General features: G+C 65.9%; 23 protein-coding genes and 3 pseudogenes. 11 read left to right on the plus strand and 15 right to left on the minus strand.

Going from position 1 to position 26,517, the window contains the following annotated elements; translation table 11 throughout:
* Positions 1-2 precede the first annotated feature (2 nt).
* The 9 genes from ccoN to LRH25_RS12465 form a co-directional block, all read right to left on the minus strand.
* The gene (gene ccoN / locus LRH25_RS12425; protein WP_141288735.1) at positions 3-1,433 is read right to left on the minus strand and encodes a cytochrome-c oxidase, cbb3-type subunit I; all 1,431 of its coding nucleotides are present in this window, start codon (positions 1,431-1,433) and stop codon (positions 3-5) included.
* A gap of 84 nt (positions 1,434-1,517) precedes the next feature.
* Entirely contained in the window at positions 1,518-1,667 is a 150-nt protein-coding gene (ccoS, locus tag LRH25_RS12430) for a cbb3-type cytochrome oxidase assembly protein CcoS (RefSeq protein ID WP_141288727.1), read from the minus strand.
* A gap of 13 nt (positions 1,668-1,680) precedes the next feature.
* Positions 1,681-3,924: a heavy metal translocating P-type ATPase gene (locus LRH25_RS12435; RefSeq protein WP_231011234.1), complete on the minus strand. Its 2,244-nt coding sequence runs from the start codon at positions 3,922-3,924 to the stop codon at positions 1,681-1,683.
* A gap of 137 nt (positions 3,925-4,061) precedes the next feature.
* Entirely contained in the window at positions 4,062-4,580 is a 519-nt protein-coding gene (locus tag LRH25_RS12440; RefSeq protein WP_141286920.1) for a P-loop NTPase family protein, read from the minus strand.
* Positions 4,581-4,590: 10 nt separating this feature from the next.
* Positions 4,591-5,871: a TRAP transporter large permease subunit gene (locus LRH25_RS12445; protein ID WP_141286921.1), complete on the minus strand. Its 1,281-nt coding sequence runs from the start codon at positions 5,869-5,871 to the stop codon at positions 4,591-4,593.
* Between the two features lie 16 nt (positions 5,872-5,887).
* A complete protein-coding gene (locus tag LRH25_RS12450; protein WP_141286923.1) occupies positions 5,888-6,448 on the minus strand; it encodes a TRAP transporter small permease in 561 nt (186 codons plus the stop codon).
* A 49-nt stretch (positions 6,449-6,497) separates the two neighbouring features.
* Complete coding sequence (locus LRH25_RS12455; RefSeq protein WP_141286924.1) at positions 6,498-7,700, minus strand: fumarylacetoacetate hydrolase family protein; 1,203 nt, start codon at positions 7,698-7,700, stop codon at positions 6,498-6,500.
* A gap of 78 nt (positions 7,701-7,778) precedes the next feature.
* Complete coding sequence (locus LRH25_RS12460; RefSeq protein WP_141286926.1) at positions 7,779-9,560, minus strand: IlvD/Edd family dehydratase; 1,782 nt, start codon at positions 9,558-9,560, stop codon at positions 7,779-7,781.
* An 81-nt stretch (positions 9,561-9,641) separates the two neighbouring features.
* Complete coding sequence (locus tag LRH25_RS12465) at positions 9,642-10,652, minus strand: TRAP transporter substrate-binding protein (protein WP_141286928.1); 1,011 nt, start codon at positions 10,650-10,652, stop codon at positions 9,642-9,644.
* 194 nt (positions 10,653-10,846) lie between these two features.
* Between LRH25_RS12465 and LRH25_RS12470 the strand changes: the two genes are divergently transcribed.
* The 8 genes from LRH25_RS12470 (at position 10,847) to LRH25_RS12505 (ending at position 17,768) form a co-directional block, all read left to right on the plus strand.
* On the plus strand, positions 10,847-11,779 hold the full coding sequence (locus tag LRH25_RS12470; protein ID WP_141286938.1) for a LysR substrate-binding domain-containing protein: 933 nt from the start codon (positions 10,847-10,849) through the stop codon (positions 11,777-11,779).
* Positions 11,736-12,650 (plus strand): IS66 family transposase, encoded by a 915-nt coding sequence (tnpC, locus tag LRH25_RS12475; protein WP_375142168.1) that lies wholly within the window; start codon positions 11,736-11,738, stop codon positions 12,648-12,650. The genes LRH25_RS12470 and tnpC overlap by 44 nt, the downstream gene beginning before the upstream one ends.
* Before the next feature lie 299 nt (positions 12,651-12,949).
* Positions 12,950-14,026: a porin gene (locus tag LRH25_RS12480; RefSeq protein WP_170200813.1), complete on the plus strand. Its 1,077-nt coding sequence runs from the start codon at positions 12,950-12,952 to the stop codon at positions 14,024-14,026.
* 15 nt (positions 14,027-14,041) lie between these two features.
* Positions 14,042-14,881: a gallate dioxygenase gene (locus LRH25_RS12485; RefSeq protein WP_141286933.1), complete on the plus strand. Its 840-nt coding sequence runs from the start codon at positions 14,042-14,044 to the stop codon at positions 14,879-14,881.
* 10 nt (positions 14,882-14,891) lie between these two features.
* Positions 14,892-15,251: a protocatechuate 3,4-dioxygenase gene (locus LRH25_RS12490; RefSeq protein WP_141286934.1), complete on the plus strand. Its 360-nt coding sequence runs from the start codon at positions 14,892-14,894 to the stop codon at positions 15,249-15,251.
* On the plus strand, positions 15,248-16,000 hold the full coding sequence (locus LRH25_RS12495; RefSeq protein WP_141286936.1) for an alpha/beta fold hydrolase: 753 nt from the start codon (positions 15,248-15,250) through the stop codon (positions 15,998-16,000). The genes LRH25_RS12490 and LRH25_RS12495 overlap by 4 nt, the downstream gene beginning before the upstream one ends.
* The gene (locus LRH25_RS12500; protein WP_231011235.1) at positions 15,997-16,458 is read left to right on the plus strand and encodes a nuclear transport factor 2 family protein; all 462 of its coding nucleotides are present in this window, start codon (positions 15,997-15,999) and stop codon (positions 16,456-16,458) included. Before LRH25_RS12495 ends, LRH25_RS12500 begins: the two co-directional genes overlap by 4 nt.
* A gap of 56 nt (positions 16,459-16,514) precedes the next feature.
* On the plus strand, positions 16,515-17,768 hold the full coding sequence (locus LRH25_RS12505; RefSeq protein WP_231011236.1) for a LysR family transcriptional regulator: 1,254 nt from the start codon (positions 16,515-16,517) through the stop codon (positions 17,766-17,768).
* 22 nt (positions 17,769-17,790) lie between these two features.
* Here the strand turns inward: LRH25_RS12505 and LRH25_RS12510 are convergent, their stop codons facing one another.
* Positions 17,791-18,759: a tripartite tricarboxylate transporter substrate binding protein gene (locus LRH25_RS12510; protein WP_141289524.1), complete on the minus strand. Its 969-nt coding sequence runs from the start codon at positions 18,757-18,759 to the stop codon at positions 17,791-17,793.
* 230 nt (positions 18,760-18,989) lie between these two features.
* Between LRH25_RS12510 and LRH25_RS12515 the strand changes: the two genes are divergently transcribed.
* A complete protein-coding gene (locus LRH25_RS12515) occupies positions 18,990-20,234 on the plus strand; it encodes a Rieske 2Fe-2S domain-containing protein (protein WP_141289523.1) in 1,245 nt (414 codons plus the stop codon).
* Between the two features lie 91 nt (positions 20,235-20,325).
* Entirely contained in the window at positions 20,326-21,291 is a 966-nt protein-coding gene (locus LRH25_RS12520) for a PDR/VanB family oxidoreductase (protein ID WP_211361490.1), read from the plus strand.
* Positions 21,292-21,399: 108 nt separating this feature from the next.
* Here the strand turns inward: LRH25_RS12520 and LRH25_RS12525 are convergent, their stop codons facing one another.
* On the minus strand, positions 21,400-21,543 hold the full coding sequence (locus LRH25_RS12525; RefSeq protein WP_170200981.1) for a hypothetical protein: 144 nt from the start codon (positions 21,541-21,543) through the stop codon (positions 21,400-21,402).
* Positions 21,544-22,135: 592 nt separating this feature from the next.
* Between LRH25_RS12525 and LRH25_RS12530 the strand changes: the two are divergent.
* A pseudogene (locus LRH25_RS12530) lies at positions 22,136-23,681 on the plus strand (IS3 family transposase).
* A gap of 976 nt (positions 23,682-24,657) precedes the next feature.
* Here the strand turns inward: LRH25_RS12530 and LRH25_RS12535 are convergent.
* From LRH25_RS12535 to LRH25_RS12550, 4 genes and pseudogenes are all read right to left on the minus strand, one after another.
* A pseudogene (locus LRH25_RS12535) lies at positions 24,658-24,924 on the minus strand (FCD domain-containing protein); the annotation flags it as partial.
* A 21-nt stretch (positions 24,925-24,945) separates the two neighbouring features.
* On the minus strand, positions 24,946-25,275 hold the full coding sequence (locus tag LRH25_RS12540) for a GntR family transcriptional regulator (protein ID WP_141284503.1): 330 nt from the start codon (positions 25,273-25,275) through the stop codon (positions 24,946-24,948).
* A gap of 190 nt (positions 25,276-25,465) precedes the next feature.
* A complete protein-coding gene (locus LRH25_RS12545) occupies positions 25,466-25,621 on the minus strand; it encodes a hypothetical protein (protein ID WP_170200691.1) in 156 nt (51 codons plus the stop codon).
* Positions 25,622-25,986: 365 nt separating this feature from the next.
* A pseudogene (locus LRH25_RS12550) lies at positions 25,987-26,423 on the minus strand (transposase); the annotation flags it as partial.
* Between the last annotated feature and the right edge of the window lie 94 nt (positions 26,424-26,517).

Here is a 26,517-nt window from a genome sequence, read left to right on the forward strand (position 1 = left end):
CCTCAAGCTTGGACCAGACGGGGGATGGGGGACGGGGCCGGACGACCGCTGCGCACGGTCATCACCACGTTCCAGGCCATCACAGCCATGCCGGACAGGTACAACAGACCACCCAGCAGGCGGATCGCATAGAACGGCCAGGTCGCCTTGACACCTTCGACGAAGGTGTAGACCAGCGTGCCGTCGGTGTTCAGCGCACGCCACATCAGGCCCTGCATCACGCCGGCAATCCACATCGCGGCGATGTAGAGCACGATGCCCAGCGTGGCGATCCAGAAGTGCAGCGAGATGGCCTTGACGCTGTACATCTCCTTGCGGCCGTACATGCGCGGGATCAGGTAGTACAGCGAGCCCATCGAGATGAAGCCCACCCAGCCGAGCGCACCGCTGTGCACGTGGCCGACGGTCCAGTCGGTGTAGTGCGAGAGCGCGTTCACCGTCTTGATGGACATCATCGGACCCTCGAAGGTCGACATGCCGTAGAAGCTCAGGGCGACGATCAGGAACTTCAGGATCGGGTCGTCGCGCAGCTTGTGCCAGGCGCCCGACAGCGTCATCACGCCATTGATCATCCCGCCCCAGCTCGGCGCCAGCAGCACCAGCGAGAACAGCATGCCAACGCTCTGCGCCCAGTCCGGCAAGGCCGTGTAGTGCAGGTGGTGGGGGCCTGCCCACATGTAGGTGAAGATCAGTGCCCAGAAGTGCACGATGGACAGGCGGTACGAGTACACCGGCCGCTCGGCCTGCTTGGGGATGTAGTAGTACATCATCCCGAGGAAGCCGGCAGTCAGGAAGAAGCCCACGGCGTTATGGCCGTACCACCACTGGATCATCGCGTCCTGCACGCCAGCGTAGGCCGAGTAGCTCTTCCAGAAGCTCACCGGCATGGCCGCGCTGTTGACGATGTGCAGCAGCGCGACAGCCAGGATGAAGGCGCCGAAGAACCAGTTGGCCACGTAGATGTGGCGCACCTTGCGCACACCCAGCGTGCCGAAGAAGACCACCGCATAGGCGACCCACACGACGGCGATCAGCAGGTCGATGGGCCATTCCAGCTCGGCGTATTCCTTGCCCTGGGTGAAGCCCATCGGCAGCGTCACCGCAGCCAGCACGATCACCGCCTGCCAGCCCCAGAACACGAACTTGGCCAGCCACGGCAGGAACAGCGGCACCTGGCAGGTGCGCTGCACGACGTGGAAGCTGGTGGCCATCAGCGCACAACCGCCGAAGGCGAAGATCACCGCATTGGTGTGCAGCGGCCGCAGCCGCCCATAACTGAGCCAGGGGATGCCATAGGTCAGGTCAGGAAAGGCCAGCTGGGCGGCGATCAACACCCCCACCGTCATGCCCACCACGCCCCACAGCACCGCCGCCAGCGCAAATCCACGCACCGTTTCGTCGGTGTAGTTCACCGTGCCGGGCGTCTCGCGCATTGCCACCATCAGAGTCCTCCGATCCCAGTCGAATGTCGACAGAAGGATTCTTTGCTGGCCGCCCCCCTCGGGGCTTGATGCTTGTCAATCGGGGGCGCGGTCGTCCAGCAGAATCTGCTCGCCTTGCTGTTCCAGGTCATCGAACTGGCCGCCATGCAGCGCCCAGGCGAACACGGCCAGCAGGCCCAGCACCAGCAGTGCCGAAAGCGGGATCAGGAGGTAGAGGATGTCCATTGGATGAAGCCGCTCAGCGGGCCAGGCGCAGCGCATTGAAGACGACGACCAGCGAGCTGCCGGCCATGCCGAGGCCGGCGGCCCAGGGCGGCAGCCAGCCCAGCAGCGCCAGCGGCACGCTGGCCGCGTTGTAGGCCACGGCCCAGGCCAGGTTCTGGCGCATCACGCGCCGGGTCTTGCGCGCGAGTTCGCGCGCCGAGGCCAGGTCCTGCAGGCGGTTGGAGACCAGCACCGCGTCTGCCTCGCAGCGGGCCACACCAGCGCCCTCGCCCATCGCCACCGAAACATCGGCCTGCGCCAGCACCGGCGCGTCGTTGATGCCGTCGCCCAGCATGGCCACGCGCAGGCCGGCGGCCTGGGCTTCGCGCACCACCCGCAGCTTGTCTTCGGGTGCCATGCCGCCGCGCCAGTCGGCCAGGCCCACGCTGGCGGCAAAGCGGCCGACCCGCGCCGGGTCGTCGCCAGACAGCAGCAGCACCTTCAATCCGCCCTGCTGCAGCTGCCGCAGGCAGTCGACCACGCCGGGCCGCGGCTGCTCCTGCAACTCGAAGCAGGCCAGCGCCTGGCCGTCCACGCTCAGCGTGGCGGCGCCACGCTGCTGGGCTTCACTCGCCAGCGCACCCGCCCAGCCGGCCACACCCAGCCGCCAGGCCCGGCCCTGCGCGTCCAGCGCCTGCAGCCCCTTGCCCACCACTTCCGAGGGCGACTGCCAGCAGCCGCCATGGGCAGGTCCCGGTGCTGCGGCCACCAACGCCCTGGCCACCGGATGGCTGGACCAGCCGGCCAGCGACGCACCGATGCGCATCAGCGCAGCGTCGTCCCAGCGCGCATCGGGCGCCAGGCGCTGCAGCCGCAGCGTCTGCTGCCGCGGGTCGGTCAAGGTGCCGGTCTTGTCGATGCACAGCAGCTGCACCCTGGCAAGGCCGTCAATCGCGTCCAGCCGGCGCAGCAGCAGCCCGCGGCGGCCCATGGCACCGGCGGCAGCCAGCAGCGCCGACGGCGCCGCCAGCGCCAGCGCACACGGGCAGGTGACGATCAGCACCGAGACGGCCACCCACACCGCACGCGCGGGGTCAATGGCCTGCCAGGCCAGCGCCGCTGCGCCGGCCACCAGCAGCACCGCCCACAGGAACGGGCCGGCCCAGCGCTCGCTGCTGGCCAGCGAGGCTGGCCGCAGCGTCTGGGCCTGGCGCATCAGCCCAACGATGGCCTCATAACGGGTGTCCGCCCCCACGCGCTCGACCCGCATCAGCAATGCCGCATGGCCGTTGACGCTGCCGGCCACCAGACTGTCTCCAGGCGCCTTGGCCACCGGCGTCGACTCGCCACTGAGCAGCGATTCGTCCACCGCCGTGTGGCCCTCCAACAGCACACCGTCGGCCACCAAGGCCTGCCCGGCCGGTACGCGCAGCACGTCGCCCCGCACCAGTTGGTGCACCGGCACCGTCTCCACGCCACCATCAGCCCGGACCCGAAGCGCGCGCTCGGGCAAACCGGCCAGGGTGTCTTCGAGCGCAACGGCTGCACGGTGCCTGGCCTGCATCTCCAGCAGCCGCCCGCCCAGCAGGAAGGCCACGAACATGGTCAGCGAATCGAAATACACCGCGTCGCCGAACAGGCCGCCCGGATCGAAGGTGGCGCCGCTGCTGCCGATGAAGGCCACCGCGATGCCCAGCGCCACGGGCACGTCCATGCCAATGCGCTTGTTCTGCCAGGCCCGCCAGGCGCCGCGGAAAAACGGCGTCGCGGAAAACGCCATCACCGGCAGTGCCAGCAGCCAACTGCCCCAGTCCAGCAAATGCTTCAGGTCCGGTGCCAGCTCGCCGGGCCCCGCCACGTAGGAGGGCGTGGCCAGCATCATGATCTGCATCGCACACAGGCCGGCCACGAACAGTCGCCACAGCGCCGTGCGCGCCTCGCGCTGGCGCAGCGCACGTGCGCCGGCCGCCGTGTCCGGCACCGCCTGGTAGCCAGCACGCTCGATCGCCCGGATCAGCGCCGGCACGTCCGTGCGCGCGCCGTTCCAGCGCACCGTGGCGCAGGCCGACACGGCACTGACATGCGCCTGCAGCACGCCGTCGACCTGGCGCAGCGCGGCCTCGATGGTCATCGTGCAGGCCGAGCAGCTCAGGCCACCCAGGCGCAGTGAAGCCTCGACCGGCTGCGGCGCCACGTCCGGCGCAGCCACATGCTCCGGGCCACGCTTGGCTTGTGCACCCGGCCAGAAGTCTGGCCCACCCTGGACCAGCGGTTTCATCATGCAAGCTCCCGCCAACACTGGGCGGACATCGCCTGAATGCATGCTGGACGTGACTCGCATGCTGAGGCAACGGGCCGGTTCAGCGCTTGCGCAAGATCAATCCAGCGCCGCGAGACGAAGCGCCGCGCGGGGCCTTACATCAGGCCGTGAGACTTCAGTCCTGCCAGCACCCGCTCGACCCGCGCCTCCACCGATAGGTCGCCATGAAGTGCCAGCACCGGGCAGGTCCTGTCCGCCAGCCAGGCCCGGTGCTTCGCCAGGCTGCGGCCTTCCGACGGGCCTTGGTCGTACTGACCGGCCCATTCGATGAAGGCTTCATCCACTGCACCGAAACGTTGCAGTTCACGCTCGCGCAGCCGCGCCAGGCGGATGGGCGCATCCAGGTAGAGAAAGACGATCAGGTCGAATGCATCTTCGACCTCGGTGCCCCAGCCGATGATGGCGCCACCGAGCACCGCGTGCTGCGCGGCTTGCAGGTCGCGCGAAAGCATCGCCCGCCGCGCGTCGGCCGGCCGCTTGTCCAGGAATGGGGGTTCTGGCCGCAGCCAGTAGTAGGCGTCACCATCCAGGCAGGCCGCACCCAGTCGCTCGGCCAAGGCTGCCGCCAATGTGGAAGTGCCGGAACCGGAAGCGCCGGTGATGTGGATGCGCATGGCGTTGATATCAGTTGGCAAACCACTTCGCCGGGCCGGTGACCAGCCAGGGAAAGAAGACCATCAGGAACATCATGGCGAACTGGGCTGCCATGAACGGCAGAACACCGCGGGTGACTTCATCCATTTTCATGCGGCCCACGCCGGCCACCACATTGAGCACCGTGCCCACCGGCGGCGTGATCAGACCGATCGCGTTGTTGATGATGAACAGCACGCCGAAATACACCGGGTCGATGCCCGCTGCCTTGACCACCGGCATCAGCACCGGGGTCATGATCAGGATGGTCGGCGTCATGTCCATCGCGGTGCCCACCGCCATCACCAGCGCCATGATCGCGATCATCAACAGCGTCTGGTTGCCCATGAACGGCTGCAGCAGCGAGATCATCTTGCTCGGAATGTCTGCCACCGTGATCAACCAGGCGCTGACCATCGCCGCAGCCACCAGGAACATGATCACGGCCGTCGTCTTGGCCGCGCTGACGAACACCTCGCGCAGTTGGCGCAGGCTCATCTCGCGATACACCAGCGTTGCGACAAACAGCGCATACACCGCAGCAACCACTGCCGCCTCCGTCGGGGTGAACACGCCCAACTTGAGCCCTGCCACCACGATCACCGGCAGCACCAGCGCCCAGGTCGATTCCTTCAGGGCGCTCAAACGCAGGGCCAAGCTGGCCTTGGGCGGCGGCGGGATGTTTTCCTTCTTCGCCACCCACCACCAGGCGAGTGCGATGGACAGGCCCATCAACAAGCCCGGCACGATGCCGGCCAGGAACAGCTTGCTGATCGACACATTGGCCGCCACGCCGAACACCACGAAGCCGATCGAGGGTGGGATGACCGGGGCGATGATGCCGGCCGAGGCGATCAGGCCGCCAGCGCGAGCCTTGTCGTGGCCGGCTGCCACCATCATCGGAAGCAGCAGCGAAGCCAGCGCCGCCGTGTCAGCCACCGCCGAGCCCGAGAGTGCAGCCAACAGGCAGGCCGCCACAATGGCCACGAAGCCCAGTCCGCCACGCTTGTGACCCACCAGCGCCAAGGCCAGGTTGACGATGCGCCGGCTCAAGCCGCCGACGTTCATGATCTCGCCAGCGAGCATGAAAAAAGGCACCGCCAGCAGCGGAAAGCTGTCGGCGCCATTGACAACGTTCTGCGCCAGGATCTGGGCGTCAAACATGTCCAGGTGAACCATCAGCGCCATGCCTGAGAGCAGCAGCGAATAGGCAATGGGGATGCCCAGCGCCATTGCAGCGAGCAAGGCACCCAGGAAGATGAGAACCGTCATGATGTGTCTCCGCCGCTCAGTGCTTTTTGAAGGTCTGGCTGCGGTCGAGCTGGAGTTCTTCGATCTGCGCCAGATCCTCCGACTCTTGCACCATCACCAGTTCGGACTCGCTCAGCCGACCCGAGACGGTGCGCCAGAATTCGCCCAGCAGCATCAGCCCGGTGGAGACGGCGAACACGATGCCAGCGGCGTAAAAGATGGCCACCGATGCGCCCGTGACCGGGGCTTCGACGTCCCAGTTGATCCTGGCTTGCTGCCAGGAGCCCGACAGCAGCAGTGCGGTGGCCCACAACATCAGGATCTGGCCAAGTCCCAGGCAGATGCGCTTGCCGGTAGGGCCTAGCCGCGAAGTCAGCATGTCCGAGCCCAGATGGGCGCGCTCGCGCACGGCGACCGCGGCGCCCAGGAAGGTCAGCCAGACGAAGAACCAGCGCGAGAGTTCCTCCGAGACCGCGATGCCGGAGTTGAATGCGTAGCGCAGCACCACGTTGCCAAACACCAGCAACACCATCAGCGCCAGCAAGGTCACCAGCACCCATTCCACGCCGCGGCAATAGCCGTCGAGCAGTTTCTTCATCATGTTGTCTCCGTGACGGTCTTTGCCGTCGCCATGTGAACGGGCGGTTTCAGAGCGTGCCGTCCTTCAGCAAGCCCCGCGCGGCCAAGTTGTTGATGAAGGCGCGCAGGCCGAATTGCCAGGGAGCGGCCGTCTCGCTGTGGGTGACGCGGTTGTGCAGGCCGCCCAGCCAGTGGCTGTGGATGGTGACCACGTCGCCCAGCTTGTGGGTGAAGCCACTGCCGGGCTGGTCGCGGTCTTCGATGGGCGCGAAAAGAGTGCCCAGGAACAACATGAAGCCATCGGGGTACTGATGTGCCGCCAGGGTCTGCGCCACCAGTTCGCCAGGGTCACGACTGATGCTCGCCATGGTGTTGATGCCGCGAAGTTCAAAGCCGTCGACACCAGCCACCCGCAGGTGCACCGTCTCGCGCCTCACGTCGTCCAGGCTGAAACCGGCATCAAACAGGCGGATGAAGGGGCCGATGGCACACGAGGCGTTGTTGTCCTTGGCCTTGCCCAGCAGCAGCGCACTGCGGCCTTCGATGTCTCGCAGGTTGACGTCATTGCCCAGGGTGGCGCCGACGATCTGGCCACGGCCGTTGACCGCCAGCACCACTTCAGGCTCCGGGTTGTTCCAGGCCGAGTCGGCACGCACGCCGATGTCCTCGCCGCAGCCCACCGAGGCCAGCACCGGCGCCTTGGTGAAGACCTCGGCATCCGGGCCAATGCCAACCTCCAGGTACTGGGACCACAGCCCCTTCTCCTGAAGCAGGGCTTTCAATGCCATGGCCTGAGGCGACCCGGGCCGGATGTCGGCCAGGCGCTCACCGAGCAACGCATTGACCTGGGCGCGCAGGCTCTGGGCACGGTTGGCATCGCCACCTGCCTGCTCTTCGATCACCCGCTCCACCAGACTGGCAGCAAAGGTCACGCCCGCAGCCTTCACGACCTGCAGGTCGCAAGGGGCCAGCAGCCACGGCAGCGCCTCGTTGCGCGCGCCGCTTCGGCTGTTGGCCAACAGAGCCTCCACGCTGCACAGGCGCTCGCCTGCCGTCTGGCTCACAGCCTGAGCCGGACCATCCCGTTCCAGCAAGGTGCTCATGGTCGGGAACTGCGTGCTCAGGTCGAACACGCCGTGCTCGCGCAAGGCCACCACGGCCGGACCGGCAATGCCATCGCTGCGCCAGACCCGGGCCACGAGTGTGCCAGACAAGCCGTCGGCGGGCAGGATGGCGGCGAGATCGGCAGCCAGGGTGGTCAGGGCGTTCATGCGGGTTCCTTCAAGCGATCAGGGGACGGCAATGCGGCAGCCCCGTGCGAGTACGGCGGCGCCGGCAAGGACAGAAGTTCAGTGGTTGTGGCGGGGGGTGTTCTCGGCGATGCGGCGGTAGGCGAGCGCGAAGTCAAGCGTCGCGCCATCCACCAATTGGCCCGTCTTTTCGCGGTACAGCGCTTCCCAGGGCGAATGGCTGGGTGGCACCGGCGGTGCGGGCAGTTCGCGGCGGCGGCGCGCGATCTCTTCCGGTGCCAGCAAGGCGTCGCAGCGGCCGGTGTTCAGATCCACGCGGATCATGTCGCCGCTTGCCAGCCAGCTCAGGCCGCCGCCAACCGCACTTTCAGGTGAGACGTTGAGAATGGACGGACTGTCAGACGTGCCGGACTGGCGGCCGTCGCCCAGCGTAGGCAAGGTGGTGATGCCACGGCGGATCAGCGCGTCAGGCGGCTGCATGTTGACCACCTCGGCGGAGCCCGGCCAGCCGATGGGACCCGCCCCTCGCATCACCAGGATGCAAGCTTCATCGATGTCGAGACCCGGATCGTTGATGCGGGCGTGGTAGTCCTCAGCACCCTCGAACACCACAGCCCTGGCCTCGAAGACACCTTCGGCACCGGGCCGGTTCAGGTAGCGTGCCCGGAAGCGCTCGGAAATCACCGAAGTCTTCAGGATGCCAAAGTCGAACAGGTTGCCGCTCAGCACCAGGAAGCCAGCCTCGTGCATCAGCGGCTGGTCGAAAGGCTTGATGACCTCGCGGTCGTGGGTCTCGCGGCCTTGCAGGTTTTCGGCCATGCTGCGGCCGGTCACGCTGAGGCAATCGCCATGCAGGCGCTGGGCCTGCAGCAGCTCCCACATCAGCGCCGGCACACCACCGGCGCGGAAAAAGCGCTCGCCGAGGAACTGGCCCGCAGGCTGCATGTTCAGCAGCAGCGGCAGGTCATGCGCGTGGGTGCGCCAGTCGCTGGCATGCAGTTCGACCCCGGCATGGCGCGCCATGGCCATCACGTGGACCTGCGCATTGCTGGACCCGCCCGCGCAACTGATGACCGACAGCGCATTGAGGAAGCTCTCTCGCGTCAGGATGCGGGAAGGCCGCAGATCCTCATGCGCCATCCCGACGATTCGCCGGCCGGTCTCGTAAGCCATCTGCCCACGCTCGCGATAGGGTGCCGGAATTGCGGCGCAGCCAGGCAGCGACAGGCCCAGCGCCTCGGCCACCGCATTCATCGTGGATGCCGTGCCCATGGTGTTGCAATGACCCGCCGACGGAGCGCTGCTGCAGGCGCGCTGCAGGAACTCTTCTTCGTCAATCTCGCCCGCAGCCAACTGGCGGCGGCTGCGCCAGATGACAGTCCCCGAACCGACCAGTTCACCCCCGTGCCAGCCATCCAGCATGGGCCCGCCCGAAAGCACGATGGCAGGGATGTCCACCGTTGACGCCGCCATCACGCCAGCCGGCGTTGTCTTGTCGCAACCGGTGGTCAGCACCACCGCGTCGATCGGGTAGCCGTAGAGGATTTCGACCAGGCCGAGGTAGGCCAGGTTGCGGTCCAGCGCGGCCGTGGGCCGCCGGCAATTCTCGAAGATCGGATGGACCGGGAACTCCATCGGAATGCCACCGGCGTCTCGGATGCCGTCGCGCACCCGCCTGGCCAGGTCGAGGTGGATGCGGTTGCAGGGCGACAGGTCGCTGCCGGTCTGCGCAATGCCGATGATGGGGCGACCGGAACGCAACTCTTCGGGCGTGAGCCCGTAGTTCATGAAACGCTCGAGATACAGCGCGGTCATGTCGGATCGCGCCGGGTCGGCGAACCAATCACGTGACCGAAACGGGCGGCGGGGCATCTTGTCCATGGCAGCGTGGGCAGGCAGCAGGAATGGGGGCAAGGCAAGGCAGTGCAGCCCGGAGGCCGCACCGCCCGGGACGTTCCGGCGTTACTTCGTGCCGGCCCTGACCTTGGCCAGCTCGGCCATCATCTCCGCGGTCGTCGCCTCGCCGAATTCCTTGGCGTACTTGGCCATTACCGGCTGCAGCTTGGCGCGCAGCTTGGCCTGCTCCGCGGGCGGAAGTTCGGTGACCTGCATGCCAAGCTTCTTCAACTCGCCCAGCGCCTTGTCGCCGAAAGCACGGATGGTCTTGCGCTCGTAGGCAGTGGCTTCGCGGGCCGCGTCCTGCACGATCTTCTGCTCCTGGGCAGACAGGCCGTCCCAGGTTTTCTTCGACATCAGCAACACCCAGGTGCTGTACATGTGGTGCGACAGCACCAGATGCTTCTGCACCTCGTAGAACTTGCTGGCGAGGATGGTGGCAGGCGGGTTCTCCTGGCCGTCCACCGCGGCCTGCTCCATCGCCGAGTAGAGCTCGGTGAACGGCAGCGGCGTGGCGTTGGCGCCCAGGGTGTTGAAGGTGTCCAGGAAGAGCGGGTTCTGGATCACGCGCAGCTTCAGGCCCGCCAAGTCCTCGGCCTTGGTGATGGGCCGACGTGAGTTGGTGACATCACGAAAGCCATTCTCCCAATAGCCAAGGCCCACCAGGCCTTTGTCCGGCAGCGTGGCCAGCAGCTTTTGTCCGACCGGACCATCCAGCACCGCGTCGGCCTCAAGTTCGGTATTGAAGGTCAGTGGCAGATTGATCACGCCAAAAGCCTTCACCATCGAGACCAGCGTCGAGCTGTCGGGCACGGTCATCTCCAGAGTGCCGCCGCGCAGCGCTGAGGTCATGCTGATGTCGTTGCCCAGCGAGCCGCTGGAGAACAGCTTGACCGTCATCTTGCCGCCGCTCTTGGCGGCCAGTTGCTCACCGAAATACCTGACCGCCACGGCCTGGGGATGGTCGTCGCTCAGCCCGATGCCGACCTTGAAAGTGTGTTCCTTGACTTGTGCAGCCACGGGTACCGCCAGCACGGCCAGCAGCGCGCCGACCAGGGCGAGGGTCTTGAACTTCATGCTTGTCTCCGATGGTTTGAAGTGGACGCGACGGACCCAGCGGGCCATCGGCGGCGCCTTGGTGGATCTGTGTCGGTCCCCTTCAGCGCCGGCGCAGATTAGGTCTGCGCCGGCCGCGGGTCTATTCAATTTTTTGCTAGCATCCATTCCAGACAGTTATGACTCCAGACACCTTTACGGGCAAACCCTTGTCCATGGCACAGGCCTGTTCTCGCCTGCGCTTCAGGCATCTGCAGTTCCTGGACATCCTCGGCCACACGCGCAACCTGCGCCTGACCGCCGAGCAAATGCACATCACCCAGCCGGCGGCTACCAAGATCCTGATGGACATCGAGGAGATGCTGGAGTCGCGGCTGTTTGAGCGGCTCTCGCGCGGCATGCGGCCCAATGAACTGGGTCTGTTCACGCTGCGCTACGCGGCCAGCGCACTGGCCGGGCACCGCAAATTCGTGGACGAGTTCAATGCCCTGCGGCAGGGAGGTCATGGCCACCTGACGATAGGCGCCATCACCGGTTCGGCCGCTCACCTGCTGATCGCCTCTGTCGCCGAGATCCAGCGCCTGCGGCCGCTGCTGGTGCTGAAGATCCTGGAGCACAGCAGCGACCAACTGATCGTCTGGCTGGCCGAGCGCAAGATCGACCTGATGATCGGCCGCTTCACCGAAGAATCCCAGCAAACGCAGTTCCAATACGAACGCCTTTCCGGCGAGATGCTGGACGTGGTCGCGGGCGTTCATCACCCGCTTCGTGCCGCAACCGATCTGGAACTGGCGAAGCTGGCGCACTGGCCCTGGATCCTCTACCCCACCTCGACAGCCTTGCGACGCGTTTCGGACGAGGCATTGGGCAATACCGGACTGGCGCTCAGCTCAGGCGTGGTCGAAACACCCTCCTTCCTCTTCGCGATGGCATTGATGCAGAGCACCGACATGCTTTCGTTGCAGCCAGCGGCACTCGTGGACAAATACGTCAAGAAAGGCCTGCTGGCTCGCATACCGGTGGCCCTGCCGACGCGCATGCCGGATTACGGCCTGATCACAAGGCTTGATGAGGTTCTCACACCAGCCGCGCAGGCGTTCATCAATGTGCTGCGCAGTGTTGCCGCACCTGTGTCGGACGCGGCATGAGCCGTCGTTAGGCGCGTACATTCAAGCAGATGCCCGGGCATCTTCAGGTTGTTCCCCAGCCCTGGCTGACCCACCCCCGCGAGGCCACTGGTGGCGCAAGCGGCCACGGGGCTGGCGGCTTTACCGCCGGCAAGCGCGCCGACGTTGGCTACGGCAACGGGGGCTTCGGCGGGTGGTGTTCGAGTTCAGCGAAGGCCGCAGCGGCGAGAGCGTGCGCGAGTTCCTCAAGCTTGACACCCCACAGGCCCGGCAGGGCACGTTGCTCACCGACGGCTTCAGCGGCTACAACGCGGCCACCACCAAGGGTGTGACCTCGGCGCAATGCATGGCCCACGCCAGCAGGAAATTCAACGACCTGTGGGCCAACCACCGCAGTGAGGTGGGCCGCAAGGCCCGGCGCTACCACCAGTGCCTGTTCAGGATCGAGCGCGAGATCGAAGACCGGCCCGGCGACGAGCGACGGCGCATCCGCCAGCGCAAGTCACGACGGGTGCTGGCCGTCTTCCATCGCTGGCTGCTCGAACAGCGGCGGTTGGTACCCGTCGGCTCGGCCACGATGAAGGCCATCGACTACAGCCTCAAGCGTTGGACACAACTCACCCGCTTCGTCCAGGACGGTGATGTGCCGATCTCGAACAACTGGGTGGAGAACCACATCAGGCCGATTGCCATCGGCCGGTCGAACTGGCTGTTCGCCGGCAGCCTGCGCTCGGGCAAGCGGGCCGCAGCCATCATGAGCCTGCTGCACTCGGCGCGCATCAACGGGCACGAGCCCTATGCGTACTTCAAGGACGCGCTCGAGCGGCTGCCGACGCATCCGGCCAGCCGCATCGGCGAGTTGTTGCCGCATCGCTGGGCGCCCGCTTCCTGAAGTGCGGCGTCAGCCGCATGCCTCAGGCCGAGCTGACTTGGCCGGACGCTTACCTCCAGTTTGCGATGACCCAGGGTTGTGTCCATTGCAAGCTCTTTGTCGATGGAGACACCTTGGGCCGGCGCGCGGCGCAATAGGGTGGAATCGCCCAGATTGCGGTGGGCGGTATTGGCAAAACGTATTGCCTCGCTGCACATACTGAATGGCCACTTGGCGCTAGCGCAGCGATGCTCCTTGCCCTGGCCTCGAGCTGCATGCACCCCCAAACAGCCAGCGAAAAAACTCACCCAGGAGACACGATGACCTTTGCATTCGGCAGGCGCATGGCGCCGTTCTCGGCAGCCTCGGCGCTGTTCGTCTGTGCCGGCCTGCAACCAACGTTGGCGCAGGATCAGGTCACGGTCTACGGCATCGTCGATGCCGGCGTGCTGGTGTCCAAGACCGGCGCACCCGGTGCGCACTGGACCAAGGCCGTGGACTCGGGGCACCAATGGAACTCGCGCCTGGGCTTTCGCGCGAGTGAAGACCTTGGCGACGGCCTGCAGGCGATCTTCAACACCGAGACCGGCTTCGGTCTCGATACCGGCACCACGGTCACCTACGGCGAGCCGGCCTCGGCGTTCTGGGCGCGGCGCTCGGTGGTCGGCCTGAAGGGCCGCTTTGGCGAAGTGCTGCTGGGCCGGGACTATTCGCCGGGCTTCTGGACCATCATCCAGTCGGACCGAAATCGGTACGGCTTGCCGGGCACCATCTCGGTCGCAAGCCAACTGCGCGAGGCACGCATCAACAACGGTGTGTTCTACAACTCGCCAGCCTGGTCGGGCTTCATCGGGCGCGCGGCCATTGCGGCCGGGGAAGGAATCGCTGGCAAGCTGATGGCCGGGTCGATCGACTATCGCCGGCCCGACCTCTTCGCGACTGTCTCGTTGCAGCGCCGCAAGCTATTGGCGACCTCTACACAGGCCGCAGGGCATTTCGACGAGGGCGGCTTCGGCGTCGAGTACAAGCTCGCGGCCTACGCAGCCAATCTCGGCTGCTGGCGCACCGATCCCGTGACGGCAACGACCGGCGCCGTCGACAACACCCGCGCTTGCTGGATCGGCGCAAGCGCCAGCTTCGGCCAGCATGTGCTATGGACCCAGGTCGCACGCACGAGCTTCGAGCACTTGAACACTCCCTCCGGCCGAGCCATCAACTACGGCCTCTCCTACAACTACCTTCTCTCCAAGCGGAGCAACCTCTACGCCTCCTACGGCGGAGTCGACAACGATGCGAATACCAACCTCGCACTGGCGACGGGCTCGGCTCGTGTCGGCGGTGCGGGGCGCGATGCCGACCCGCGGGGCTTCGTTGCCGGCATCAAGCACAGCTTCTGAACCGGGGAGCAGACCGTGGCAATCATCATTGGCGGCATCGGGACATCTCATGTCCCGACCATCGGCGTGGCATACGACAAGGGCAAGCAGCAAGACCCGGCGTGGGCGCCGCTGTTCAAGGGCTACGAGCCGGTTGCGGCGTGGCTGGCGGCTCATCGGGCCGATGTGCTCGTGTTCTTCTACAACGACCACTGCACCACGTTTTTCTTCGACCTGTACCCGACCTTTGCGCTCGGGGTCGGGGCCACGTTTCCCGTTGCCGATGAAGGCGCGGGCCTCCGGCCACTGCCACCGCTGCGGGGCGATGTCGAGTTCCAGGCGCATATCGCCGAATCACTCGTCAACGACGAGTTTGATCTGACCATCTTCCAGGAAAAACCGATCGACCACGGCTGCGCAGCGCCTTTGCCCTTGTTGTGGCCGCATGTGCCCGATTGGCCGGGCAGCATCGTGCCGATCGCCATCAATGTGCTGCAATACCCGCTGCCAACCGGCAGGCGTTGTTACCGCCTCGGTCAGGCGGTGCGCCGCGCCATCGAGTCGTATCCGGTCGACCTGCGGGTAGTGGTGGTCGGCACCGGCGGCTTGTCGCACCAGATCCACGGCGAGCGCACGGGCTTCAACAACACCGAATGGGATCTGAAGTTTCTCGAACTGCTGGAGAACGATCCGGAGCAGTTGATGAACATGACGCACGCAGACTACGTTCGGCTTGGCGGCGCCGAGAGCGTCGAGCAGATCATGTGGCTGTCCATGCGCGGTGCACTCGGTGACCGCATCCGCAAGCTGCATCAAAATTACTACCTGGCCACGACCACCGCGATGACCGTCGTGCTGTATGAAACCCAGACCTGAGGCGCGAAGCATGAATCCACAAGTCGAGGGTATGGCGGCGTTGGGCGGTACCTACGTCTTCGATCTGCGCGTGAGCAACCGCACCCTGAAGTTGAATCGCTTCTTCTGGAACATGATCAACGCCGAAGCGCGCGATGCCTACCTGGCCGACAGCGAACGGTCGATGTCGAACGCCGGGCTGTCGGACGGCGAAAAGGCCATGATCCGCCGGCTCGACTGGATAGCGCTGGTGCGCCACGGCGTCAACTTCTTCGTGCTCGAGAAGTTCGCCCGCGTGGTGAAGACACCCAATCTGGTCGTGTACGCGCTGATGCGGGGCGAGACCTTCGAAGCCTTCATGCGGACGCGCCAAGTGCCGAGCCTGCGATGAACAAGCCCGTGCTGCTTCTCTTGCCCGGCCTGCTGTGCGACGGCGCGAACTGGGCGCCGCAATGCCGCGCCTTGGCGGATCTTGCCGACTGCCGGGTGGCAGCCTATGGCGCACTGGACAGCATCGAGGCCATGGCGACGCATGTGCTGTCCACCGCGCCGCCGGGCGCTTTCTCCCTGGCCGGGCACTCGATGGGTGGACGGGTGGCGCTGGAGGTGCTGCGCCGAGCGCCGGAGCGAGTGGAGCGCCTGGCGCTGCTGGACACGGGCTTCCAGGCGCTGCCCGAGGGGGCGGCTGGCGAACAGGAGCGCGCGGCACGGCTCGACCTGCTGAGCTTGGCGCGCGCCTTCGGCATGCGGGCGATGGGCGAACCCTGGGCGCGCGGCATGGTGCACCCGGCCTGCGTTGGAACACCGGTGTTCGAGACCATCCTGGAGATGATCGCGCGCAGCACGCCGCAGATCTTCGAGGCCCAGATCCGCGCCTTGCTGGGCCGGCCGGACGCGAGCGAACTGCTGCCGCAGATCGTTTGCCCGACCTTGCTGCTGTGCGGTCGGGAAGACCGGTGGAGCCCGCCGGAGCGGCACCAGAGCATGCACGCCATGATGCCGACTTCGAGGCTCCAGATAGTCGAAGCATCGGGCCACATGACCACGCTGGAGCAGCCGCAGGCCGTCTCGCAAGGTCTCGCCGCGTGGATGGGTGCCTCGCTCATCGAGACCGGCAGTGTGGCGCAAGGCCCAGCATGAGCGATGGGACCAAAGCCGCCATGGTCGAACAATGGATCGCCAGGCAAGCCTGCGCCGACCTCGTGGTGCGCGGGGTGTCGTGCATAGACGCGCGGGACCACGACGGCTTCGCCGCCTTGTTCGCCGACGACGGCGTGCTGGTCCGGCCCGGCGCCGAGCCGCTGCATGGACCGGCCGCCATCGCGGCGTCCTACCGCTCGCGGCCGTCCGATCGCCTGACCCGGCACCTGATCACCAACACGCTGGTGACGCTCCAGACATCGAGCCGCGCCCACGGACACAGCTGCGTGCTGCTCTGGAGCGGCCTGTCGAGCGACGAGGCCGGCCTGTTCGGTCGACCGGCGCAGCCTCGACAGGTGCTTGGCGAGTTCGAGGACGACTTCGTGTGTACACCCTCTGGCTGGCGCATCGCGCGCCGTGAAGCGCGCTTCGTGTTGTTTCGCGAGGACGCCGAGTGAGCACGGGACCTGTCACTGACGCTGGGCGCCGCGCTGCCGGATGGCGGCCACCTTCCGTGACGCAAGACCCGGTCGAGGTCAACATGCGGCAACTGCGTGCCTTCGCCGCTGTGGCGCAGCACCGCAGTGTGCGCAAGGCGGCGGACAGCCTGCACCTCACCCAGCCCGCCGTCACGCGCGCCGTGCGCGGGCTGGAGCGCGAACTCGGCCTGACGCTGTTCGACCGCAGCTCGCGCGGCATGTCGACCACCGACGAGGGCGACCTCGTGCAGCTGCGTGTACGGCGGGCGATCGAGCACCTCGAAGGCGCCGGGCGCGAGATGGATGAAGCCGCCGCCGCGGGCGAGCCTCGCGCGCGCCGCTGCAGCCTGGTCGGCCAAGTGGCGCGGCGGCACCTGCAGGCAGTGATCGCCATCGCCGATCACTACACCGAGACGGCGGCAGCGCTGAGTCTGGGCTTGTCTCAACCGTCGATTACGCTGGCGCTGCGCGACCTCGAACGTATCGTCGGCCGCGACCTCTTCCTGCGCACATCGCGCGGCATGGTCGCGACCACCTGCGGCCAGATCATGGTGCGCTGCGGCAAGCTGGCGTTGGCCGAGATCGGTGCCATCGGCAGTGACCTGGCCGCCAGCGTCGGCCTGGTCAGCGGCCGCTTGCTGGTGGGCGCTTTGCCGCTTTCGGGCACGGTGCTCGCGCCACGGGCGATCAGCCAGCTCGCCGCGGCGCATCCGGAGTTGCACGTGAGCGTCATCGAAAGTCCGTACGACGCTTTGCTGCAAGGCCTGCGCTGCGGCGACATTGACGTGATGGTCGGCACGCTGCACCCCAGCCCGCCCAACGACATGGTGCAGGAGCGCCTCTTCGATGACGTGCTGTCCGTGGTCGTGCGTCCGGGGCATCCGCTGGCGCAACGCAAGCGGCTGGCACTGCCCGACATTGCGAATGCCGAGTGGGTGGTGCCGTACCGCCGCACTCGCTCGCGCAACGTTTTCGAGCGGGCGATCCTGGCAGCGGGCCTGAGCCTGCCGGCCCACGCGATCGAGTCGAACACGGTGGCGATGGTCCGCGGGCTCCTGCGGGCGAGCGACCGGTTGTCCGTGCTGTCGCGTCGGCAGGCCCTGCACGAGCAGCGCAACGGCCAGCTGACGTTGTTGCCGATCGAACTGGCCGGCACCGAGCTGCAGATCGGCGTGGTGATGCGCGCTGACGCGATTCGATCGGCCGGACTCGAGGCGTTGCTGGCGGAGCTGCGCGCCTTGTGCGAGGAAGAGTCGATCGGCGACCTGCAGACTGCCGCGACCCTGTAGCGGCCGCGGTCAGCGCGGAGCGTCAATCGATGGTGATGTTGCCCGCTTTGACAACGGCCTGCCAGCGCTGCATTTCGCTCTTCACGTAGGCGTCGAAGCTCTCGGGTGACGAGGCAACGGGCTCCAGGCCGATTTCGGCGAGCCGTTTGACGACTTCGTCGTTCTTCAGCACGGCGGCGAAGTCGGCGTTCAGGCGCTTCACCAACTCGCGCGGCGTGGCGGCGGGCACCACGATGCCGTTGATGCTCTGCACATCGAACCCGGCATAGGTCTCGCCGATCGCCGCAATCCTGGGCGCGATGGCATCGCGTCTGGCGCTCAGCACCGCGATGGGCCGCAAGCGCCCGGCAGTGACATGGGGTAGTGAGCTGAACAGCGGATCGATCAGCACGTTGACGCGGTTCTCGAACACATCGCCGTAGGCGGCGCCGCTGCCCTTGTAGGGCACATGAGCCATGTCCAGGCCGGAGGTGAGCTTCAGCAATTCGCCAGCCAGGTGCATCGAGCTGCCGGCGCCTGGCGTGGCGTAGCTAAGCCTGCCCGAGTTCGCCCGCGAGTAGGCCAGCAGCTCTGCCAGCGAGTGCACGGGCATGCCGGACGCCACCGAGAGCAGCAGACTGGAGCGGGCGGTCAACATCACACCGGCCAGGTCCTTCTGGGTGTCGAACGGCATATTCCTGCGCAACGCCGGGTTGATCACATGCGAGGTCACGACCATGCCCAGCGTCGATCCGTCCGGGGGCGACTTGGCCACGTAGTCGGTGCCGATCATCGTGCCTGCGCCGGGCTTGTACTCGACCAGCAGGGGCTGTTGCCAGATCTTGGCCAAGTGGCGCTCGAGCAAACGTGCCAGCGTGTCGGTGCCGCCGCCCGGCACGTTGGGCACGATCAGCCGCATCGGCTTGTTTGGCCACTTGCCGGGCGGGTAGCTCGTCTCGGCGAATGCGCGGCTCGGGAACGCCAGGGCGGGGATCGACGCGCTGGCGACCATGAACTTTCTTCTAGTGGAATTCACCGGCCTTGTCTCCTTGGAGGTCTTGAGAAGAATTCTGCGGGCTTGCAGTGGCTCGCGCGCTGCGATTCGCAGCCGCAGCGATGCCGATTCCCTATGGCACCCAGCGGCGCGCTATCGGCAGAACGCATCGCCGCATGCCAATCTGCATTGGCGCCCGGGATGCTTGCTTCCTAGCATCGATGCTCTTCTTTCAACGAGCCCGAACCATGAACGAACAACTTCTCCAGCCAACCGCCAAGCCCGCAAGAACCGTGGTGCCGATCGTTCCGGCCAGCGGCAGCGCACACGGCTACGTGCCGGGTCAGCCCGACGAACTGCTGACGCGCATCGGCCCGGGCCAGCCCTGCGGTGAATTGCTGCGGCGCTACTGGCAACCGGTCGCTGCGTCCGCGGCGGTCACTCGCCGGCCGCAGCTCATCAAGGTGCTCGGCGAGGAGCTGGTGTTGTTCCGGACCGGCAACGGCCAGGTCGGGCTGCTGTACCCACGCTGCATGCACCGCGGGGCTTCACTCTATTACGGCAAGGTCGGCGCCGACAGCATCGCCTGCTGCTATCACGGCTGGCGCTTCGACACCGAGGGCCACTGCCTCGGCCAACCCTGCGAGCCCGACAACGGCCGTTTTCGCGACAAGGTGCGCCAACCCTGGTACCCGACCGAAGAGCGCTACGGGCTGGTGTTCGCCTACTTGGGCCCGCTGGACAAGAAGCCGGTGCTGCCGCGCTACGACATCCTGGAAGACCTGGCCCCTGGCGAGTTCCACGAGACCAGCGTGGGCGGCTGGGGTGCGACACGCGACGAAACCTTCGCCGCCACACCGCACGTGCCCTACAGCTGGCTGCAGATGAATGACAACATCATGGACCCCTTTCATGTGCAGGTCCTGCACTCGACCTTCAGCGTAGTGCAGTTCGCCGAGGAGTTCGCCGTGATGCCCTCGGTGGAATTCACGCGCACGCCGAACGGCTCGCAGGCAGTGGCCAAGCGCGTGCTCGACGACACCGAGTTCAGCCGCATCACCAGCTACTTCTTCCCGAACGTGATGTCGATCCCGGGTACCGACGTGAGCGACGGCCGGGCCAACCGGATCTCCTGGGTGGTGCCGGTGGACGACACCCACTACGTGCAGGTGCTGGTGGCACGCACCGCAACGGCGGGGGTGTTCGGCACGATGCGGTGGAAGGGCAAGGCCTGGGGTGAGATGACACGCGAGGAGTTGCAGGACTCGCCCAACGACTACGAGGCGCAGGCGAGCGCCGGCGTACTGAGCTTGCACTCCGAAGAACATCTCGGCACCAGCGACCGAGGCATTGTGATGATGCGTCGCATGCTGAAGGAGCAGATCGCCGTGGTGGCCGAGGGCGGTGATCCGCTCGGCACGAGCTTCGATCCCGGACAGCCGGTGATCAGCGTGCCGGCGGGGCACTTCTTCCGGCCTCTGGACAAGGCCTGAACGGCGAGGCACCGTCATGTTCCTGAACAACGCTTGCCAACTGCCGGGCACCCCCGGCCCCGCGGCGCTCGCCAGCCGAGGAGGACCTAGCATGGGCCACACCACCGACATGCTGCGCGTGATGGTGGCGGCACGCAACGTGGAGGCGGTCGACATCTGCAGCTTCGAGTTGGTGGACGCTGGCGGCGGAGCGCTGCCGCCATTCTCGGCCGGCTCGCATGTGGACGTATTGATCCGCGACGGCCTGACACGCCAATATTCGCTTTGCAACGATCCCGCCGAGAGCCACCGCTACCGGATCGCCGTGCTGCGTGACGCCCAGTCGCGAGGAGGCTCCAAGGCCTTGCACGACGGGGTGCGGGTGGGCGACAGCTTGACGATCAGCCTGCCGAAAAATCACTTTGCTCTCGCTCACGACGCGCAGCGGCATCTGCTGCTGGCAGGCGGCATCGGCATCACGCCAGTGCTGTGCATGGCGGAGCGCCTGGCCCGCATCGGCGCCGAATTCGAATTGCACTACGCCACGCGATCTCGCGAACGCACCTCGTTCATCCAACATCTCGCGGCGTCGTCGTTTGCGGGCCGTGTGCACCACTACTTCGGCGACTCGGAATCTCGCCTTGTGCTCACCGACCTGCTCGCGGCGCCCGTCGGCAACACCCACTTGTACGTGTGCGGCCCGAAAGGGTTCATGGACGCGGTGTTGACGACCGCCCGTTCCGCCGGCTGGCCGGAGGCCGCGTTGCACCACGAGTTCTTCGGCGCCGCTCTCGCCTCATCGGCGGACGATGCAGGCTTCCAGGTCAAGCTCGCCAGTTCCGGGCAAGTCGTCTGGGTGCCGAAGGAGATCAGCGTGGTGGCCGCGCTTGCGCAGGTGGGTGTGGAGATACCCACCTCCTGTGAGCAGGGTGTGTGCGGAACCTGCCTGACCCGAGTGCTCGCCGGCGAGCCGGACCACAAGGATCTCTACCTTTCGCCCGCCGAGCAGGCGGCGAACGACCAGTTCCTGCCGTGTTGTTCGAGGTCTCGCTCGGAGATGCTGGTGCTGGATCTTTGATGGGAGCCGCCTCGCGACGAAGACCTTCGACTCGCCAAGCGACTGCAGCCGATTGCCCACGCCATGCGAGGTGCGCCTCCGCGCAACTGGCATGCCCAGGCAGAGCGATCAGCCTTCTTCTTCACCCTTGATCGCAGAGTAGGGTGACGCCATGAGCAGGCTGGAAAGATGCACAGTGATGCGGACCAGCGTGCGTGTCGTGCCCGCCGTCTTGTCAGGCGTCCCGCTCAGATCGACATAGTTCTTGTCCATCGGCTCGCAGCTTCGCTCCGCGCTTCCTCCCCACACTTGGTCACCCTCGTGCAGTTGCGCTTCACTTCGTTCGTCGTGATCAACTTACGGCGGGACTTGCCCCCACAAGAGTACACCCATGCTGGGCCCACAAACAAAACGGGTTAGCCCCTTGCAGAGCTAACCCGTTGTTTTCTATGGTCGGGGTGGCGGGATTCGAACTCGCGACCCCTTGCACCCCATGCAAAAGAGACAACATTCCAAGATGTTCCAAGAAGCGCCAAAAAATGCAAAATATCTTTGTATTTCAATGGCTTGAAAACAATCATTGTTTCGAGATGCCCCAAGACGTGCACTGAAAGCCTGAAAAAAAATAGGCACCATATAGGCACCAGTAACGCTATGACGACGATCACGGATAAAGCGATGCAGGCAAGGCCTACAGGCAAGGACGTTTGGATCGTTGAAGATGGCGCCCGAGGCGAGGGACGCCTTGTCGGAAGAATCACGCCAGCGGGGGCCAGGGCTTTCTACTACCGGTACACCAGCCCCCCGCGTCAGAATACTTGTCGCCTCCATAGAACCATGAACCCGGGGGCGCAGAGAGAACGAGTTGGCTCGATACGGACAAGCATTCAAGGACCGGGCGGTAGCGCGCATGCATCGCCGGAAGCGGTGGCGCGTGAGATTGGCGTCGGGGTGGACACGCTGGAGCGCTGGCGCTCGGAGTCGTTGTCCAGGCCGGTCAAGGAACGGGTCTGGACGGCCGCAGCGCGGTTCGAGGCGGTGATCGCCACCGCTGCCATGGACGAGGCCACGCGCAGCGCGTGGTGTCGCGAGAACGGCGTGTACCTGCAGCAGTTGCAGCAGTGGAGGGCCAGTGCGACGCAGGCGCTGGCAGCGCCCGAGGAGGCGCGCGCGAGCCCCTCACAGACCAAGGAAGACAGGCGTCGCATCAAAGAACTCGAGCGCGAAGTGCGTCGCAAGGACAAGGCCCTGGCGGAGACGGCAGCACTGCTGGTGCTCTCAAAAAATGCGAGGCGATCTTCAAAAGGAACACGCAGGGCGAGGACGAATGATCGGCCTCGAAGATCGCCAGGAACATGCCCGAGACATCGAAGTGGCCCGCAAGGCGGGCGCGCGGTTGCACCAGGCCTGCGGGATTGTCGGCATCACGGCACGCACGCTGCAGCGCTGGAGCGCCCACCAGGGCCTCGAAGCTGGCGATGGCAGGCCGAACGCGGTGCGGCCGATGCCCAGCCATGCGCTGAGCGATGCCGAGCGCGCGCAGGTCCTGAGCGTGGCCAACGAGCCGCGCTTTGCCGACCTGCCGCCCGCGCGCATCGTGCCAACGCTGGCCGACGAGGGCGTTTACATCGCCAGCGAGTCGACTTTCCAGCGCGTGCTGCATGCGCAGGGGCAGACGCGCCACCGCGGCCGTGCCAAGGCCCCCCGCAAGAGCCGTCCGCCGACCACGCACATCGCCACCGCCCCGCGACAACTTTGGTGCTGGGACATGACGTTCCTGCCCACGGAAGTCGCCGGCCGCTGGTTCTTCCTGTACCTGATCCTGGACGTGTACAGCCGCAAGATCGTGGGCTTCGAGGTGCACGAAGACGACCACTCGGACCATGCAGCGCACTGCGCTGGCCGAGGCCATCCACGCGATGCCGCGCGACGAAAGGCCTGTGCTGCATGGCGACAACGGCGCCACGCTCAAGGCCACCACGGTGCTGGCGATGCTGTGGTGGCTGGGGGTGAAGCCTTCGTACTCGCGGCCGCGCGTGAGCGACGACAACGCCTTCATCGAGAGCCTGTTCCGCACGGCAAAGTACCGGCCAGAGTTCCCCGCCGCGGGCTTCGCCGATCTTGGCGCGGCGCGCGAATGGGCGCGCGAGTTCGTGCATTGGTACAACCATGATCACAGGCACAGCGGCATCCGCTATGTCAGCCCGGCGCAGCGCCATGAGGGCCGCGACGTTGCGATCCTCGCGGCCCGGCACGAGGTCTATCAGCAGGCTCGCGAGCGCAACCCGGCGCGGTGGTCAGGCAATACGCGCGACTGGTCGCACATCAAGGCTGTCACCCTCAACCCGGAACGCGACTCGGTCGTCGTCGCGGCATCTCGCCGCGAACCCATTCAGCCGTTGGCTGCGTGACCGAGGCGACAAGTAGCTTGACGCGCACCGGAAGGGCCGCGGTCGTCATTCCCGCCGGCTATGCTGACCTGGTCGTGTTGCGTAAGGGATGGCGGCCCGTCAGGGGCGAGACGCTGGGCCTTAGACAGCGGTTTGCCGCGCAGCGCAACAGCCCGGCCCCGCGGTGCGGGGACACGCCCAGGCTCACAATGACCTGGCATCAACAGAAGCTCACCACTCACCACCGCCACCCGCAACAGGCGCTCTGGCTATGGCTGCCGTTGTCGGCGGCCCGTCGGAATAGACACCGTGGCAGCAATCAGAACCAGACCGCGGGACAAAGGTATGCGTCGGCCAAGTCAAATTGAATTGACGTAGCGGGACAAGGATGCTTGTGTCCACGAACAAATGGACATCATCTCGGGTGGTGGCGGGTTTTCAAGATGTGATCGCCGGGTACTTACGATCATCCTTTTACTCATCGGATCGCGATGTGCGCCTCGAGAGCGCGTGGAGGTAATCGAACTTGTCAACCGGTGGCCAGTGCTGGGAAGAGGCTGTTCTTGGCATGCATCTCATCTCGGCCCAGGACTCGACCTGCTCGCGGATCCTCTGCAATGCTGTCTCGGGACATCCCGCCAGCAGGCGCTCCGTCTCGGTCCGATGCCACGCGGGAATCTCGAATCCATACGCACGCATCACCAGCAGCCGACGAATCGCGATGCGCCAGTGCCGACGCTTGAGCGCGCGCGAGAGCTGCAGGAGCAGGACTTTCCGAGTGTCCGGATGAACGCACTGTTCATGGCTGCGCGGACTCGCATGCCTTGACTCCCATTCGAATGGTGTCGTCAAGTTCAATGCGAACCGCGTTGACGCGTTGGTAAGCGCGGCGGAACGATAGGCGCGATCTCGATCGACGATCTCTGTCGAACGCGAGATAAGCCTGCATTCTGCGCAGGAGACCGGCAGAGTCCAGCCGCGGCGCGGCCGCAGCGGGTCATCCGGCGCTGGCCGCCTGCATGGCGCGCAGGCTCTCGGTCACGTTCAGCTCCGTGGAGCGGATGTGACCCTGGATCAGGCTGCACGCCGCATCGACGTTGCGTTGAAGGACGGCATCCACAATGCGTTGGTGCTCCGTACCCTTCGAGCGCTCGCCCGTGCGAAACCGTGCGGAGAAACGTCGATAGCGTTCGGCTTGGTCGAAGAGTCCTTCGACCATGTTCTTCAGCAATGGCGACGAGCACCCGGCATAGATGCCCAAGTGGAAGACGCGGTGCCGGTCGGACTACTTGTCGTCGAGGACGAGCGGGCCTTCGGTGAGCTTCTTCTCGACGGAGGACAGCCCGTGAAACGAGGCGACGACGTCGCCCTCCCAGTCTTCGGAACCGTTCTGCAGAGCGTCGCGCAGGGTCTCGGTTTCGATCAGCAGGCGCACGCGCGTTAGGTCGGCGATCCCCTGGATGGAGATCGGCGCGACGCGGAAACCACGGTTGTCGATGGAACGAACCAGACCCTGATGCACCAGCCGATTGAGTGCTTCCCGTAGCGGGCTGCTGCTCTGGCCGTACTGGCGGCTGAGTTCCTCGACGCGCAGACGGTCCGTCCAGCTTGAAATCGCAGCGGACGATCACTCGGCGCAGCTCCTGATAGGCGCGCTCGCCCAGCGGAAGAGCGTCGACTTCCTTGGTAGGTGCGGTGAGCGTTTCCATATACGCTCACTATGCCATAGAGCATGTATTGCGCACAAGACTATCATTTGTGCACAAAGATATGCGCAGCGGCTTCGCGTGCCGGAGGACATCCGATCAAGACGCCGCCAGGCGTCCCGCGGTTGTCCCGCCGCCGGGCTGGGCCGCCTCCGTCACCGGCCGCGAAGTCGAAGAGGCCGCCGCGACCACGCTGCCAACTTTGGGCTTCAACAGGAAGCAGGCCAGGGCCGGGATCAGGATCAGGATCAGCATGAACGCTGATATAGCCTCTTCCTGTCAATCGGCAAAGGCATTTCCCCTGCGACACAGATGGGATTGAGGGACCTGTTGCCGGACGGGGAACGCGACGGAGCCGTTGGATGCCACCCGTGGGGATGCGCGACGGTTGGTCATGCTGATATGCGCAGGTTGGGTACCGCAAGACAAGTGTTCGTCGCAGGCCTGCCTTCGGTCTAGGGGCTGAGGTCGCCGGGCCGCATTGCTGCGGTGGCGCTCAATAACGTTGCCGAGGATTGCCCTGATGGCCGTGGCTGCGCCGCGCTCCCGATCCGGCCGCTGGTTGGGATGGTTCGATGAGACCTCCCGTCTTGAGTTTCAAAGTCAAAAGCAGAGGGTGTTCAATGCGCGGGGCCGACCGGGGCTGCAACCGCACTCGCAGGCAAGCCCCGCCAACCCGAGGCTTGTACCTCGCAGCCAATGGCCCAGACGAAGCCTGCCAGTTCGCGTGCCACGGCGACCACGGCCTTGTTCTTCATCACCCGCCGTGCGGTAAGCCGCTTGAACTTGCTGGTCAGCCGCAGCTGGGCCTTCCAGGCGATGTCGGTCACCGTGGTGGGCAGCCCGTCCTGGCGCTTGGCGATGACCGGGCTGACCCTGGCCTCGTGCTGGTAGTGCCAGGCCACCTCGACCAACATCCGCCGGGCCGCGCTGTTGCCGGCCTTGGTGATGCTGCCCTGGCGGCGCTTGGGCCTGAGCTGTGCTCGCCCGGCACCAGGCCAACATAGGCCATCAACTGCCGCGGCGAGGCAAAGCGGTGGAAGTCCTGCAACTCGGCGGGCGCGCGAACGACGGCGGGAAGGGGCTTGCATGTCTGTCTCCTCGAATAGTTATGGGCGAGCTCGACCAACGCAGGCTTCGACGAAGCCTCA

The organism is Ideonella azotifigens (genome assembly GCF_021043325.1).
Lineage (GTDB): Bacteria > Pseudomonadota > Gammaproteobacteria > Burkholderiales > Burkholderiaceae_C > Ideonella > Ideonella azotifigens.